At 70.3% G+C, this 14,337-nt stretch carries 15 protein-coding genes; 7 read left to right on the forward strand and 8 right to left on the reverse strand.

What is annotated here, in order from left to right:
• The first annotated feature begins 55 nt into the window (after positions 1 to 55).
• From AC07F0_RS35120 to AC07F0_RS35130, 3 genes are all read left to right on the forward strand, one after another.
• The gene (locus tag AC07F0_RS35120; protein WP_478983975.1) at positions 56 to 820 is read left to right on the forward strand and encodes a MerR family transcriptional regulator; all 765 of its coding nucleotides are present in this window, start codon (positions 56 to 58) and stop codon (positions 818 to 820) included.
• Between the two features lie 118 nt (positions 821 to 938).
• A complete protein-coding gene (locus tag AC07F0_RS35125; protein WP_478983976.1) occupies positions 939 to 1,388 on the forward strand; it encodes a nucleoside deaminase in 450 nt (149 codons plus the stop codon).
• Between the two features lie 144 nt (positions 1,389 to 1,532).
• A complete protein-coding gene (locus AC07F0_RS35130) occupies positions 1,533 to 2,930 on the forward strand; it encodes a condensation domain-containing protein (protein WP_478983977.1) in 1,398 nt (465 codons plus the stop codon).
• Between the two features lie 5 nt (positions 2,931 to 2,935).
• On the opposite strand, the gene ccsB is transcribed toward AC07F0_RS35130, so the two are convergent.
• The 7 genes from ccsB to hemL all read right to left on the reverse strand — a co-directional run bounded on the left by ccsB (position 2,936) and on the right by hemL (position 10,682).
• Positions 2,936 to 4,018, reverse strand: a complete 1,083-nt coding sequence (gene ccsB, locus AC07F0_RS35135) for a c-type cytochrome biogenesis protein CcsB (RefSeq protein ID WP_478983978.1) — start codon at positions 4,016 to 4,018, stop codon at positions 2,936 to 2,938.
• Positions 4,015 to 5,757 carry a cytochrome c biogenesis protein ResB gene (gene resB, locus AC07F0_RS35140; RefSeq protein WP_478983979.1) on the reverse strand — a complete coding sequence of 581 codons (1,743 nt, stop codon included), beginning with the start codon at positions 5,755 to 5,757 and terminating at the stop codon, positions 4,015 to 4,017. The genes ccsB and resB overlap by 4 nt, the downstream gene beginning before the upstream one ends.
• 3 nt (positions 5,758 to 5,760) lie before the next feature.
• The gene (locus AC07F0_RS35145) at positions 5,761 to 6,531 is read right to left on the reverse strand and encodes a cytochrome c biogenesis CcdA family protein (protein WP_436727750.1); all 771 of its coding nucleotides are present in this window, start codon (positions 6,529 to 6,531) and stop codon (positions 5,761 to 5,763) included.
• A 13-nt stretch (positions 6,532 to 6,544) separates the two neighbouring features.
• Complete coding sequence (locus AC07F0_RS35150; protein ID WP_436727751.1) at positions 6,545 to 7,192, reverse strand: TlpA family protein disulfide reductase; 648 nt, start codon at positions 7,190 to 7,192, stop codon at positions 6,545 to 6,547.
• Positions 7,193 to 7,258: 66 nt separating this feature from the next.
• A complete protein-coding gene (locus AC07F0_RS35155) occupies positions 7,259 to 8,548 on the reverse strand; it encodes a polysaccharide deacetylase family protein (protein WP_478983980.1) in 1,290 nt (429 codons plus the stop codon).
• Between the two features lie 119 nt (positions 8,549 to 8,667).
• A complete protein-coding gene (locus AC07F0_RS35160) occupies positions 8,668 to 9,369 on the reverse strand; it encodes a histidine phosphatase family protein (RefSeq protein WP_478983981.1) in 702 nt (233 codons plus the stop codon).
• Complete coding sequence (hemL, locus tag AC07F0_RS35165; protein WP_478983982.1) at positions 9,366 to 10,682, reverse strand: glutamate-1-semialdehyde 2,1-aminomutase; 1,317 nt, start codon at positions 10,680 to 10,682, stop codon at positions 9,366 to 9,368. The genes AC07F0_RS35160 and hemL overlap by 4 nt, the downstream gene beginning before the upstream one ends.
• 488 nt (positions 10,683 to 11,170) lie before the next feature.
• On the opposite strand from hemL, the gene AC07F0_RS35170 reads away from it, so the two are divergent.
• On the forward strand, positions 11,171 to 11,608 hold the full coding sequence (locus AC07F0_RS35170; protein WP_003974483.1) for a hypothetical protein: 438 nt from the start codon (positions 11,171 to 11,173) through the stop codon (positions 11,606 to 11,608).
• 50 nt (positions 11,609 to 11,658) lie between these two features.
• A complete protein-coding gene (locus AC07F0_RS35175; RefSeq protein ID WP_478983983.1) occupies positions 11,659 to 12,060 on the forward strand; it encodes a tautomerase enzyme in 402 nt (133 codons plus the stop codon).
• A 24-nt stretch (positions 12,061 to 12,084) separates the two neighbouring features.
• Here the strand turns inward: AC07F0_RS35175 and AC07F0_RS35180 are convergent, their stop codons facing one another.
• On the reverse strand, positions 12,085 to 12,669 hold the full coding sequence (locus tag AC07F0_RS35180; protein ID WP_478983984.1) for a TetR/AcrR family transcriptional regulator: 585 nt from the start codon (positions 12,667 to 12,669) through the stop codon (positions 12,085 to 12,087).
• Between the two features lie 120 nt (positions 12,670 to 12,789).
• Here AC07F0_RS35180 and AC07F0_RS35185 point away from each other — a divergent pair, with 120 nt between their 5' ends.
• Both AC07F0_RS35185 and AC07F0_RS35190 read left to right on the forward strand, forming a co-directional pair.
• On the forward strand, positions 12,790 to 13,221 hold the full coding sequence (locus tag AC07F0_RS35185) for a tautomerase family protein (protein ID WP_478983985.1): 432 nt from the start codon (positions 12,790 to 12,792) through the stop codon (positions 13,219 to 13,221).
• Positions 13,214 to 14,224, forward strand: a complete 1,011-nt coding sequence (locus AC07F0_RS35190) for a zinc-dependent alcohol dehydrogenase (protein WP_478983986.1) — start codon at positions 13,214 to 13,216, stop codon at positions 14,222 to 14,224. The genes AC07F0_RS35185 and AC07F0_RS35190 overlap by 8 nt, the downstream gene beginning before the upstream one ends.
• The last annotated feature ends 113 nt before the right edge of the window (positions 14,225 to 14,337 follow it).

Raw genomic sequence — 14,337 nt, forward strand, 5'->3', positions numbered from 1 at the left:
ATGTTGAGACTTTGCAGGCATTGAGGTCGGCTTCTCTGCCGTAACCTTCAAATCGATGTCCAACGAACGCCGTCTCCGTCCCGTCGACCTCGCCCGGCTGGCCGGTGTCTCGACGCAGCAGATCCGCAACTACGAGGACGCCGGTGTGCTGCCGCCCGCCGCGCGGACCGCGTCCGGCTACCGCGTCTTCGGGGAGGTGCATCGCACCGCGCTGCTGGCGTACCGCGCCCTGATGCGGGGGTACGGGCCGGTGAAGGCGACGGAGATCATGCGCGCCCTGCATGACGACGACGTCCCGGGCGCGCTCGCCCTGGTCGACGCCGCGCACGCCGCCCTGCACGAGGAGCGGGTCTCCCTGCGGGCCGCGAGCGAGGCCCTGGAACTGCTGGCGGCCGAGCCGCCCGCCCCGCTGCCGCGTTCCGGCGGACTGCGCATCGGGGAGGTGGCCGCCCTGCTGGGCGTACGGACGTCCGCGCTACGGGTGTGGGAGGAGGCCGGGCTGCTCACGCCGGGGCGCGAGCGCGGCACGGGGTACCGCGTCTACGAACCCGCCGATGTGCGTGACGCCCGGCTGGTGCACACGCTGCGCCGCAGTCACTATCTCTTCGACCAGATCCGTCCGGTGCTTCAGGGGCTGCGGCGCGAGGGCAGCAGTGCGGCACTGCGGGCGGCCGTAGCGGCGCGTGGTCAGGCGCTGACGGCTCGGAGCAGGGCCATGATCGAAGGCGCGGGTGCCCTCCACGTCCACCTCGACCGGCTCACCGCGGCCGGGACGGCGCCTCGATCGCCGGCGGACGGGCCGGGCCCCTCACCCGCGTGACGACGGCCGCCGCGGGCGGCGCCCATGACCGTTCGTCCGGCCCGGCACCACGTCCGCCGCACGCGCGGATGACCGGGACAGGTTTGCGGTGCGGCTCGGACAGGTGAGGGATGAGGCCATGGACCAGGAACAGGCCCGCGCATGGCTCGCCACCGCCGTCGAGGAGGCCCGCACCGGCCTCTCGGAGGGCGGCATCCCCGTCGGTGCCGCGCTGTACGGCCCCGACGGCACCCTCCTCGGCCGCGGCCACAACCGGCGCGTCCAGGACGGCGACCCCGCGATGCACGCCGAGACAGCAGCCTTCCGGGCGGCGGGACGGCAACGGTCGTACCGGGGTACGACGATGGTGACCACCCTGTCGCCGTGCTGGTACTGCTGCGGACTGGTCCGGCAGTTCGGCATCTCCCGGGTGCTGATCGGCGAGGCGATCACCTTCCAGGGCGGGCACGACTGGCTGGCTCGACACGGCGTGGAGATCGTCCTGCTGGACGACGCCGAGTGCGTCGAACTGATGCGCGGCTTCGTCATCGAGCGCCCGGAACTGTGGAGCGAGGACATCGGCGACTGAGACGGATGTCCCCGGGCGCCGTCCGGAGCGTTCACCGCCGCGGATGCCCTCCGTTCCATTGAATAGTCGCGCCATCCGGTGTGGGCCGCGCACCCCCACGGCAAACCTGATCGGTACGTTCCCCTAGGCGATCGGAGTCGCCTCGTGCGTTTGACGGACATCCGACACTGTGAGATCCGGCCCGGGCGCCTCGTGGAGTGGACGCTCGATCCGGCGGCGGCCGCGACGGCGAAGAGCCTGCCGAAGGACTCCAGGCCGCCGGCCTACATCCAGGAGTCACACCTCAGAACCTCCCGGTCCGTGCGTGAGGACGGGCTGTTCGTACCGACCTGGATCGGCGCGTGCTTCGATTTCCCGGACCGGGTGGACCTGGACGTCCTCCAGGAGGCACTGCGCGCCTGGACGCTGCGGCACGAGACGCTGCGCAGCGGCTTCACGTGGTCCGGGCCCCACGACGACGAGCTCGTCCGGTTCACGCTCGACAGCGAGGACGTACGCCTGCACCGGGAGGAGATCGGCGACTTCACGGACGAGACGGCGCTGGCCGCGCATCTCCAGAGCCGGTTCGACACCGTGGCGGACGCACTGCGGTGGCCCAACTTCATCTACGCGGCGGTCGTCCGGGACGACAGCACCAGCGTGTACATGGCCTTCGACCACAGCAACGTCGACGCCTACTCGCTCCAGAACATCCCCGTCGCCCTCCACGAGCTCCATGCGGCGGCCGCGGCGGGTCGCCCCCTGGAGCAGGAACCGGTCGCCAGCTACGTCGACTTCTGCCAGGCCGAACGGGCGGACGCGGACGAGATCGACGAAAGCCATGACATCGTGGCCCGCTGGCAGGAGTTCATCAAGAACTGCGAGGGGCAGCTGCCGAACTTCCCCGTCGATCTGGGCCTGGGCGCCGACGGCGAACTGCCCCCGCAGAGGGCGCTGTGCGAGCCGCTGGTGGACGCCGAGGACGCCGCCGCGTTCGAGGCGCACTGCCGTCCCTACGGCGGCAGCCTGGTCGGGGTGCTGGCGGCCACCGCGCTCATCGTCCATGAGATCGGCGGGGAGCCCGTCTTCAACACCGTCGTGCCGTTCCACACCCGGGCGACGTCCCGGTGGTCGGACTCGGTGGGATGGTATGTCGGCGGGGCCCCGGTCGAGATCCCGCTGGCGCAGAACCGTGACTTCCATGGAACGCTGGAGAACGCACGCGCCGCGCTGCACGCCAACCGGCGGCTGGCCCGCACGCCCCTCGAGCGGGTGCTCCGGCTGCTCGGAACGGACTTCCGCCCCACGTCCCCCGACCTGTACTCCCTGGTGTCCTTCCTCGACGCCCGGGACGTCCCCGGCTCCGAACGGTGGGCCGAACTGAAGTTCTACGGACTGATCAGGGTGTCGTACGGCGACCGGGTCTGCGTCTGGGTCAACAGGCTTCATGAGGGCCTGTGGTTGGCATGCCGCTATCCGGACACCGACATCGCGCACAAGAACCTGTCCCTGTACGCGACCCGGCTGCGGGAGATGATCACGAGCGTCGCCCGCCAGGGCTAGGAGTGCTACACGCCCGCGTAGGAGTGCTTGCCGGAGACGAAGATGTTCACGCCGTAGTAGTTGAACAGCCAGCAGCCGAAGGCGATCAGGGCCAGGTAGGCGGCCTTGCGGCCCTTCCAGCCGGCGGTGGCGCGGGCGTGCAGGTAGCAGGCGTAGGCGACCCAGGTGATGAAGGACCAGGTCTCCTTCGGGTCCCAGCCCCAGTAGCGGCCCCAGGCGTCACCGGCCCAGATGGCGCCCGCGATGATCGTGAACGTCCACAGCGGGAAGACGGCGGCGTTGACGCGGTAGGAGAACTTGTCGAGGGAGGCGGAGGAGGGCAGCCGCTCCAGGACGGACGTCGCGAACGTGCCGGGCGTGCCGCCGCTCGCGAGCTTGTTCTCGTAGGAGTCCTTGAAGAGGTACAGGATCGTGCCGACCGCGCCGACGTAGAAGACCGCGCCGCAGAAGATCGCCGTGGAGACGTGGATGTACAGCCAGTACGAGTGCAGGGCCGGGACCAGCTGGTCGCTGGCGGTGTAGAGGACCGTCACCGCGAGGCCCAGGTCCAGCAGCACCGAGGTGATCAGGAACAGGCCGAGCCAGCGCACGTTCTTCTTCAGCGCCAGCAGCCCGAGGTACACGCCGACGGCGACCGTGGAGAACGTGATGTTGAACTCGTACATGTTGCCCCACGGGGCCCGCTCCACCGAGGCCGCGCGGGCGACGACGCCGCCCAGCTCGATCAGGAAGGCGAGCACGGTGAGGGAGATGGCGATCCGGCCGTACAGGTCGCCCTGTTCGTCACCGCCGTGCGCCCCGGGCCCGTCCGGCACGTCCCGCCGGCCGGCCCCGGCCCGCACGGTGACCTTGGGCCGCTCCAGGACGGCGGTGCCACCGGCCTGGTTCACGGTGACGGCGGGCGCCTTCTTCGCCTCGGCCTTCCCGGCGGTGAGCGCGGCGGCGGTCCGGGCGACCTTGCTGCGGCTGCCGAAGAGCCATTCGGCGATGTACGCGAAGAACGCCAGGGTGTAGACGGCCATCGCGGAGTAGATCAGCACATTGCTGATGTTCGCGAGGTTTTCGTTGGTGGCGGCGGCGAGAGTCACTTCTCAGCCCCTTCGGCAGGTACGGGGGTTTCGGTGCCCGGCTCCTGGTCGGTGTCGGGGGAATCTGCGGGGTCGTCGGGACCGGGCGCGGCCGGTGTCCGGTCGTAGAGGATCCCGGCGAGCTCGCCGAGTTCCTCGGGGACCTTGGCGGACTCGCTGCGGCCGAGGCCCGCCATCTCCACGACGGTGACGCCGTCGGCGCCCCGGACGGCGCGCACCCAGACGCGGCGGCGCTGGATGAACAGGGAGGCGGCGAGGCCGCCGATGGCCACGAGGGCCCCGGCGAGGGCCCAGCCGCCGCCGGGCTCCTGGACGACCTGGAAGCCGGCCCACTCCTTGACGTCCTTGCCGAAGGTGACCGAACCGGCGCCGTTCGGGAGCTTCATGGTCTCGCCGGGGCGCAGCAGCTTCTTGAACAGCTTGCCCTTGGAGTCCTTGAACTCCTTCATGTTGGTCTTGTCCATCTGGTACACGCTCTGCGGGATGCCGGAGTCGGCCCCCAGGTCGCCGTGGTAGGCGGACAGCGCGAGCACCGGATGGTCCAGCGCGGGGAACTGCGACAGCATCGTGCCGCTGGCGGCGCCGCCGAAGGTCGGCACGAAGAACGCGTTGAAGCCGAGCTGTTCCTTCTTGCCCTCGGGGTTGCGGTAGCCGTCGAGGACCTTGATGGCGCCGGAGGAGGTGACGTTGGCGTCGAGCGGCAGCAGCGGTACGGCGTCCTCGTAGACGACGTTGCCCTTGCCGTCGCGGACGGTGATGACCGGGGCGTAGCCGTGGCTGACGAGGTAGACCTTGGCGTCGCCGATCTGCAGCGGGTGGTTGACCCTGACGGTGGTCTTCTCGTCCTTGCCGTAGGGACCGTCGCTGTAGGTGAGGTCGGCCTGGTAGACGCGCGGGGTGCCCTTGTTGGGGCCGCTGCGCTCGTAGGTGCCGGTGAACTTCTTCAGGTTGAAGCTGAACGGCACCAGGTCGTCGGAGGTGAAGAGGCTGCCGGACTTGAAGTCGTCGTACTGGGTGAGCGTGTTGGAGAAGCCGTCGCCCTCGACGACCAGCTTGTTGCCCTCGGACTTGTACAGCTGGCCCCAGGCGAAGGCGACCAGCAGCACGATGAGGGCGATGTGGAAGGCGAGGTTGCCCAGTTCGCGCAGGTAGCCCTTCTCGGCGGCGACGGCGTCACCGGCGAGGTGGGCGCGGAAGCGGCGCTTCTTCAGCAGGGCCAGGGCGGCGCCGTGGACCTGCTCGGGTTCGGCCGTGGTGCGCCAGGTGGTGTGGGCGGGCAGCCGGTTCAGCCGGCTGGGCGCGCGGGGCGGACGGCCGCGCAGCTGGCCCACGAACTGCCAGGTGCGGGGGACGATGCAGCCGATGAGGGAGATGAACAGCAGGATGTAGACCGCGGAGAACCACACCGAGCTGTAGACGTGGAACAGGCCGAGCTTGTCGTAGAGGTCCCCGAGGGTCGGGTTGGCCTTGCGGAAGTCGGCGACCTTCGTCTCGTCCTGGCCGGACTGCGGGATGAGCGAGCCGGGGATCGCGCCGAGGGAGAGCAGCAGGAGCAGCAGCAGCGCGACCCGCATGGAGGTCAGCTGCCGCCAGAACCAGCGGGCCCAGCCGATGACGCCCAGGGAGGGCAGGTTGGGCGCGTCCTCGGTGGGGGCGGTGGACAGCTGGGAGCCGGCGTCACCCAGCTCCTGGTCCTCGGCGGCGGTCGGGGCCGGGTCGGAGGCGGTGGTCTTGCTCATCGATCAGATCCCCACAGTGAAGCCGTCGGACCAGACCTGCATCTCCTGCACGATGCGGTCCCAGGCGCCGGTCAGCAGCAGCAGACCGGTCACGATCATCATGGTGCCGCCGATCCGCATCACCCAGACGTAGTGGCGCTTGATCCACCCGAAGGCGCCGAGGGCCTTGCGGAAGGCGACCGCGGCGAGCACGAACGGCACGCCCAGGCCCAGACAGTACGCGATGGTCAGCACCGCCCCGCGACCCGCGCTGCCCTGGTTCAGGGCGAGGGTCTGGACGGCGGCCAGCGTCGGGCCGATGCAGGGCGTCCAGCCGATGCCGAACAGCGCGCCGAGCACGGGGGCGCCGACGAGACCGGCGGCCGGCTTCCGGTGGAAACGGAACTCGCGCTGGGTCAGCCAGGGCATCAGGCCCATGAAGAAGACGCCCATGAGGATCATGAAGACGCCCAGCACCTTGGAGAGCACGTCCCGCTCCGCCTGGAGCGTCTGGCCGAAGTATCCGAAGAAGGCCCCGCCGGAGACGAAGACGGCCGTGAAGCCGAGCACGAACAGCGAGGCCCCGGCGACCATCCGGCCGCGCCGGGCCTCGGCCAGGTCGGTGCCGCTGACTCCGGTGACATAGGAGAGGTAGCCGGGTACGAGCGGCAGCACGCAGGGCGAGAAGAAGGAGACGAGTCCGCCGAGCAGGGCGATGGGCAGGGCCACCAGCAGGGCGCCGTTGAGCACCGTGCCGTTGGGGTCCGCGACCGCGGCGAGGGTGAGCGCGCTCACGTCACTACTCCGCTCACTTCTCGGCGACGACCGGCTTGAGCATCTTCAGCAGCCGTTCCTCACTGAGCGCGGACAGCGAGCGGGCCGCGATCTTGCCGTCCCGGTCGAGGATCAGGGTGGAGGGGATGGCCTGCGGGTTGAGGGTGCCCTTGTCGAAGCGCAGCAGCAGCTTGCCGGTCGGGTCGTAGAGGCTGGGGTAGGTGATGCCCCAGTCCTTCTCGAAGGCGAGCGCCGCGCCGGTGGAGGTGTCGCGGGTGTTGATGCCGACGAACTGCACGCCCTTGCCGGCGTACTCCTTGGAGACCTTCGCGAAGTACTTGGCCTCGGCGCGGCAGGGGTTGCACCAGGACCCCCACACGTTGAGGACGACGACCTTGCCCTTGTAGTCGGCGACGTCGAGGGTCTTGCCGGCGATGGTCTTGCCGGACAGGTCGGGGGCCGGGGTGCGCTCGCCCTCGGCGACCGTGGCGATGCCGTCGGTGCCGGTGACGAAGTTGGTGTTGCCGCCCCCGCCGGAGGTGCCGCCGGAGCCGCACGCGGTGACGAGCAGCGCGGCCACGGCGGCGCCGGCGGTCAGGGCGGCGCGGCGACGTACCCGGGTCGAGGGGGCCGTGCGGATCGAGCGGTTCGAACGCTGGGGGGCGCGGCTGGCGGCACTCATGTGAAAAGTTTCGCATGTCCGTTCCGGGGCTCTCGCCCACCCCCCTTGCGGGCGGAAAACCGCATTTCAGGCGGCGTTTCGGGAGGGCGTACCGGCACCTCCCGGCGTCTTCTCCACGAACCCCTTCCACCCACCGGCCGGTTGCTGCCCGACCTCCAGCGTGCGGAGCTTTTCGAGCACCTCGGGCTTCTGCACGTCCAGCCAGTCGACGAACTGCCGGAAGGAGACGAGGCGCACATCCGCGCCCTTGTCCTTCTCCCGCGCCATGTGCTTGAAGGCCTCCTCCACGGCGTCCATGTAGATGCCGCCGTTCCACTGCTCGAAGTGGTTACCGATGAAGAGAGGCGCCCGATTCGTCTCGTATGCCCGCTTGAATCCCTGGATGTACGCCTGGGCCGACTGCTGCCGCCAGCCCGGGTAGTTGTGCGCGGGTGCCTTCGTGGTGCTGATCGACTGGTTCGCCAGCATGTTGTAGTCCATGGAGAGCACCTCGAAGCCCCGGCCGGGGAAAGGTATCTGCTGCAACGGCAGGTCCCAGATCCCCTGCCGCTTGACCGGCCAGACCTGACGGCCGCCGGGCGAGGAGGCGTCGTAGCGCCAGCCCAGCTCGCGGGCGGTGGGCAGCAGGTTGTCCTGGCCGAGCAGACAGGGCGTACGGCCGCCGACCAGCTCCTTGTCGTAGTCGAACGGCAGCGGCGGCAGGTCCTTCCAGCCGGTGTTGGTGCGCCACTCCTTCACGAAGGACTTCGCCTGGTCGATCTCGCTGCGCCACTGCCGGGGCGTCCAGTTCTTGACCGAGCCGTAGGTCTCGCCGCAGAAGTGCCCGTTGAAGTGCGTGCCGATCTCGTGGCCCTCCAGCCAGGCCCGGCGGACGTTCTTCAGCGTCTCCTTGACGTGCTCGTCGGTGAGGTAACCGATGTCGGAGGCGCCGCGCGGGTTGTTCGGCGGGTCGTACAGGCGCTTCTTCGACTCGGGCAGCAGATACAGCCCGGACAGGAAGAAGGTCATGCTCGCGCCGTGCTCCTTGGCGAGGTCCAGGAAGCGCGCGAAGAGCCCGTTGCCGACCTCGCCCGCGCCGTCCCAGGAGAACACCACGAACTGCGGCGGGGTCTGTCCCGGCTCCAGCGGCTCGGGCTTCGCGGGCTGGTGGGGCTGCTTGCCGGTGTAGGCGGTGGAGCCGTCGCCGATGGGCCGGGCGGCGGGCTTCGGCTTCGACCCGCCCTGCGCGGAGTCCCCGGAACCATCGGCATGGCCGGAGTCGTCCGACCCGGTGAGTCCGCCGCACCCGGCGAGCGAGACGGCGGCCGCGGCCCCCGCGCCGATCGAGAGCATTCCCCTGCGGGAGTAAGGGCGCATGGCATCCCCGTTCATCACGTTCTCTGGTGGTCACCCAGTCAGAGGTGGTGATGAACGGGGAGGTTCCGTCGATATTTGCAGATTCCGTAACGAGGCCGTCAGATGCGAACAGAAAGGGCTTACGCGCCGAACGCCTTGGCCTTGCCCTTCACCGGCTTGGCGCCGGCGAGGAGATGCGCCGGGACGAGATCGCGGGCCGGCTCGGAGTAGCCGACGGAAACGATCCTGTCGCCCCGGTACGTGAAGGTCGTCAGCGAGGCGAGCGTGCACTGCCGCTTGCGCGGGTCGTGCCAGAGCCGCCGCCGCTCGACGTACGACCGGACGATCCAGATCGGCAGCTGGTGGCTGACCACGACGGCCTCGTGGCCCCGGGCCCGGTCCTTCGCGGCGCTCAGCGCGTTCATCATCCGCACGACCTGGTCGACGTACGGCTCGCCCCAGGACGGCCGGAACGGATTGACCAGGTGCCTCCAGTTGCCGGGCTGGCGCAGCGCCCCGTCCCCGACGCCGAACGTCTTGCCCTGGAAGATGTTGCCGGCCTCGATCAGCCGCTCGTCGGTGGCGAGGTCCAGCCCGTGCGCCTTGGCGATCGGCTCCGCCGTCTCCTGCGCCCGCTCCAGCGGCGAGGCCACGACGTAGGTCACATCGCGGGACGCCAGGTGCTCGGCGACCCGGTCGGCCATGCGCCGGCCCAGCTCGGAGAGGTGGTAGCCGGGCAGCCGCCCGTAGAGGATGCCGTCCGGGTTGGCGACCTCCCCGTGCCGCATGACGTGGACGACGGTGAGGTCGCCGTCCGTGTCGTGGGTCGTCTCGTTGCTCATGCCGTGGCCTCCGCGGCAGCTCGGGCCGCAGCCGGGAGGGCGTCGGCGATCCGCTGCACGGCCCGCTCGTCGTGCGCGGTGGAGACGAACCAGGACTCGAAGGACGACGGCGGCAGGTAGACACCGTCCGCGAGCAGCGAGTGGAAGAAGGCGGTGAAGCGGAAGGACTCCTGCGTCTTGGCGTCCTCGTAGTTCCGCACGGGCCGGTCGGTGAAGAACACGGAGAACATGTTGGAGGCGTTCTGCAGCGTGTGCGCGACACCCTCCTTGGTCAGCGCCTCGGTGACGAGCCCCCGGATCTGCTGCGACACGGTGTCGACCTTGTCGTAGGCGGCGTCGTCGAGGAGGCGCAGCTGGGCGAGCCCGGCCGCGGTGGCGACGGGGTTCCCGGACAGGGTGCCGGCCTGGTAGACGGGCCCGGCCGGGGCGAGGTGCGCCATCACGTCCGCGCGCCCGCCGAAGGCCGCCGCGGGGAAGCCGCCGCCCATGACCTTGCCGAAGGTCATGAGGTCGGGCCGGACCCCGTCGACCCCGTACCACCCGGCCCGGCTGGTCCGGAACCCGGTCATGACCTCGTCGGAGATGTAGAGGGCGCCGTTCTCGGCGCACAGGTCCTTCAGGCCCTGGTTGAAGCCGGCCGCGGGCGGGACGACGCCCATGTTCCCCGGGGAGGCCTCGGTGATCACGCAGGCGATCTCGCCGGGGTGGGCGGCGAAGGCGGCGCGCACGGCGTCGAGGTCGTTGTACGGCAGGACGATGGTGTCGCCGGCCTGGGCACCGGTGACGCCGGGGGTGTCGGGCAGCGCGAAGGTCGCGACACCACTGCCGGCGGCGGCGAGCAGCGAGTCGACGTGCCCGTGGTAGCACCCGGCGAACTTGATCACCTTGCTGCGCCGCGTGAACCCGCGCGCGAGGCGGATCGCGGACATGGTCGCCTCGGTCCCGCTGGACACGAGCCGCACCTGCTCGACCGGCTCCACGCGGGCGACGATCTCCTCGGCGAGCGCGACCTCGCCCTCACCGGGCGTGCCGAAGGACGTACCGCGGGCGACGGCGTCCTGCACGGCGGCGATGACCTCGGGGTGCGAGTGCCCGAGGATCATGGGCCCCCAGGAGCACACGAGGTCGACGTACTCCCGCCCGTCGGCATCGGTCAGATACGGCCCCTTGCCGGACACCATGAACCGCGGTGTGCCGCCGACGGCGCGGAAGGCCCGCACCGGCGAGTTGACGCCACCGGGTGTGACGGCCGCCGCACGGTCGAACAGAGCCTGCGAGGCCGGTGCTTCATACGGATATGCCAGTTCGCTCATGACCTGCGACTTCTCCGACCTTCTCCGACGCCGTCGGGATCCGGGTGCGTGTGACCTGTTCAGGGTAGGACAGAGCCCTGCAACCGGTCGCCGAACCTCTGTCGTCTGCGAGACTGGGGCGTGATACACACAGCTCAAACGGCCAGGAGTGGTCGGAGGCTGCGAAGATCCCGCGGGCAGATGTTTCGGCGCACGTTTCGGCGAGCGACCGCGGGGGAGGTCACTGACACGATGATCGGGTTGCGCGGCGGGGGCGACGCGTCCTAGAAAAGCAGTCGGGTGGAGATATGCATCGCGGTGGCGGACTGGGCGAGGGGACTGATGACCTGGGTCCTCGACGTGCCCGGCGGGGAAGGCACCGGCGCGAAGCGGAGGACACGCAGGAAGCACGTCAGACGCAGGGGCTGCCGAGTGAACCGGACCGGCTCGACCGCCGTACTGAACGCCGGATGGACGATCTTCGGACGGGGAGCAGGAATGGTGGTCGGGTGGGGGTGACGTACAAGTACTTCGGCGCGCCCGACGGCGCGACCGCGGCCCGCGTCCCGATCTCGATGCGCCCCGAGGAACTCGGCGGCGACGAGCTCGGCATGAACGGCATGTTCACGAAGATCAAGCCGGAGACCATGGCGGCGATGGTCCTCACGGGCATCGAGGGCGTCCCCCTGCACAAGGTGCCGCCGCTGGAACTGGTCGTCCTGCACCCCGACTACGCGGTGGTCAAACTCCCGATGACCGTCGTCGACCCCCTGCGGGGCATCGGCGAGGAGGCGGTGGGCGCGGCAGCCTTCATCTGGTCGACGGTCCCGGACCGGGGCGGGCCCCGGGACGCGTTCAATGTGTACCAACTGCTGCACGAGTGGCAGGACTTCTCGCATCGGCTGCATGAGGCGGGGCATCAGCCGTATTGCCTTGTCTGGCCCTGAGCGGAGACTTCCGGGGGTGGGGCGGAGCTTGAGGCTCCGCCCTTGTTTGTGTGGGGGGTCGATTTCTCGGGACGGCCCTTCTCGTCGGCCCGGCTGCCCGGGCCGGGTTCCAGGTGCACTTCGTCGAGCGTGCGGCCGACATGATGGCCATCGGCGGACGGCTCCTCGCGGACACCGGCCCGGGCGCCGACGTCATGGTGATCGACGTGACGGTGATGGACGGGAACTGGCGCCAGGAGGTGCGGGCCGAGGTCATCGAACGCGTCCTGGCCGCGATGACCGAAGCCTGCGGCCTCGCCGAGCCGTCGCCGGCCTGGTGGGTCACCTTCCCCGTGATCGACGAGGGCAGCTGGGGATCGCGCGGCGGCGTGCTGTCCGTCCTCTCCCTCCTCGACACCGGCGTGTTCACCGAGGAGAAGGCCGAGGCCGTCCGCGCCGCACTCGGCGTGTGACCCGGGTCCGTACGCTTTGGCGGGTCAGCGCTTGATCGCGCCGGCGACGAGTGCCTGCAACTGCTCGGCGGTGTCGTCGAGCGGCTGTGCGCTGCGTTTGGCGCGGCACATGGCGACCGTGCCCTCGACGGCCGCCACGACGAGCGTCGCGAGCTGCGCGGCCTGTTCCGCCTCGGTGCCGCGCTCCCGCAGCGAGGCGGCAAGCAGGGCCTCCCACTGGGCGAACACCTCTGCCGCGGCAGCCACAGCAGGCGGGATCTCGTCGGTCGGGGGCTCCTCGATGGCCACGGCCAACACAGGGCAACCGGCGTGGAAGTCGCTCTCGACGACGATCTTGCGCCACAGGGCGAGGAACGCCCGCAGTCCTTCGACCGGCCCTGCCTGAAGCTCCTTGCGAAGGCTGCGGGCGACCCACTCGCCGGTGTACCGGACGGCTTCGGTGGCCAGTTGCTGCTTGCCCTCGGGGAAGTAGTGATAGGTCGAGCCGAGCGGCGCCTTGGCGTGCCTGGCCATCTCCCGGATGCTCGTGGCGCTCAGACCGCGCCGACTGATCATGTCGGCGGCCCCGGCCACGATCCGCTCACGCGACGGCGCACTTCGCTCGGCCACTTGTGCACATCCCCTCTGGCTATAACGGCCGTCATAGTCTACTGTGTCCACTCGTTATAACGACTGTTATAGACAGAGCCCGTCGGCGAACAGTGGCTGCCGGCGATTCGAGGAGCTGCCATGCCGATGATCATGCTGACCGTCCCGACCGGTGCTCTCACCGATCAGGGGCGCACGAACGTCCAGCGCGACCTGGCCGCCGTGCTGCTGCGCTGGGAGGGCGCGCCCGACACCGCCTTCTTCCGCGCTCAGGCATGGAGCTACCTCGTCGAACTGCCCGAGGGCGCCCAGACCACCGCCGGGGACGACGAACCGCGCTTCCTGGTGGAGGTCGTCGTCCCGCAGGGCGCCCTGTCCGAGCGCCGCAAGGCGGGGCTGGTCGAGGAGGCGACGAAGACCGTACTGGGCGCCGCCGGCCTCGGCCCGGACGACACGCTGCGGGTGTGGGTGCTGGTGCACGAACAGCCCGACGGCACCTGGGGCGCGGGCGGCTCCGTCGTCCGGTACGCCGATCTCGTGGCACTGGCGAAGGGGCAGCACACCGATGCGTGAACTGACCTACGTCGCCAAGCGCACCGTCGCATGGCGAGAAGCACCCGACCCCAGGATCCAGTCGGACGGCGAGGCGATCGTCGCGCCGGTGGCCGCCACCCCGTGTGACGTCGACTCCGCCATCCTCGCCGGGCACGGCTTCATCGAGCCGCCCTTCGCCCTCGGCCACGAGTGCGTCGCCCGGGTCGTGGAGACCGGCGACGCCGTCACCGCCGTCGCGCCCGGCGATCTGGTGGTCGTCCCGTGGTCCGTCAACTGCGGCGACTGCGACCGCTGCCGGGCCGGGTTGACCGCGCACTGCACCGCCGTGCCCTACATGGCGATGTACGGCGCGCCGATCGGCGGCACCTGGGGCGGGCTCTTCTCCGACCTGGTCCGCGTGCCCTACGCCGACGCCATGCTCGTACCCCTGCCCACCGGCCTCGACCCGATCGCCATGGCCTCGGCCAGCGACAACTGGTCCCTGGCCTGGCGCCTGGTCGCACCGCACCTGGAGGTCCGGCCCGGAGCACGGGTGCTGGTCGTCGCCCGCGGCAGCATCGGCCTCTACGTGTGCGACATCGCCCGCGCGCTCGGCGCCTCCGGGGTGCTCTACGTCGACCCCGCCCCCGAACACCGCGAACTGGCCCGCGCGTTCGGGGCAGCTACCGCCGAGACGCTGGATGCGGTCCCGCAGGGCTTCGACATCGCCGTGGAGGCCACCGGCCGTGTCGACCAGCTCGGCCTGGCCGTCAAGTGCCTCACCCCGGAGGGGATCTGCGAGAGCGCGGGCAACCACTTCCGCCCCGGCGAGCTGCCCCTGCTCGACATGTACCTCACCGGTGTCACCCTGCGCGTCGCCCGCGACAACGTACGTGCCCACATCCCCGACGCCCTCGCACTCGCCGCCTCCGGCAAGGTCGCCCCCGAACGGGTCGTCTCCCACGTCATCGACTGGGAGGACCTCCCGGCCGCACTGACGGAGAAACACCTCAAGCCGGTCTTCGTCCGGGCAGATGTCTGACCGCCCCTGTTCCCCGGGGGCGGGATGAGCCGGCCCCGGGAAGGGCAGTACGTGTATAGGTGTACGGGGCGGGGCAACTCCCGTGCACTACTGCCGACTTGGGGGGAATGGTC

The sequence above is a fragment of the Streptomyces sp. NPDC045955 genome (assembly GCF_056430805.1).

What these genes read in the sequence shown, in the direction of transcription:
- AC07F0_RS35120 (WP_478983975.1), top strand. Translation starts at nt 56, where the DNA reads ATGTCCAACGAACGCCGTCTCCGTCCCGTCGACCTCGCCCGGCTGGCC.
- AC07F0_RS35125 (WP_478983976.1), top strand. Translation starts at nt 939, where the DNA reads ATGGACCAGGAACAGGCCCGCGCATGGCTCGCCACCGCCGTCGAGGAG.
- resB (WP_478983979.1), bottom strand. Translation starts at nt 5,757, where the DNA reads ATGAGCAAGACCACCGCCTCCGACCCGGCCCCGACCGCCGCCGAGGAC.
- AC07F0_RS35150 (WP_436727751.1), bottom strand. Translation starts at nt 7,192, where the DNA reads ATGAGTGCCGCCAGCCGCGCCCCCCAGCGTTCGAACCGCTCGATCCGC.
- AC07F0_RS35155 (WP_478983980.1), bottom strand. Translation starts at nt 8,548, where the DNA reads ATGCGCCCTTACTCCCGCAGGGGAATGCTCTCGATCGGCGCGGGGGCC.
- AC07F0_RS35160 (WP_478983981.1), bottom strand. Translation starts at nt 9,369, where the DNA reads ATGAGCAACGAGACGACCCACGACACGGACGGCGACCTCACCGTCGTC.
- hemL (WP_478983982.1), bottom strand. Translation starts at nt 10,682, where the DNA reads ATGAGCGAACTGGCATATCCGTATGAAGCACCGGCCTCGCAGGCTCTG.
- AC07F0_RS35185 (WP_478983985.1), top strand. Translation starts at nt 12,790, where the DNA reads ATGCCGATGATCATGCTGACCGTCCCGACCGGTGCTCTCACCGATCAG.
- AC07F0_RS35190 (WP_478983986.1), top strand. Translation starts at nt 13,214, where the DNA reads ATGCGTGAACTGACCTACGTCGCCAAGCGCACCGTCGCATGGCGAGAA.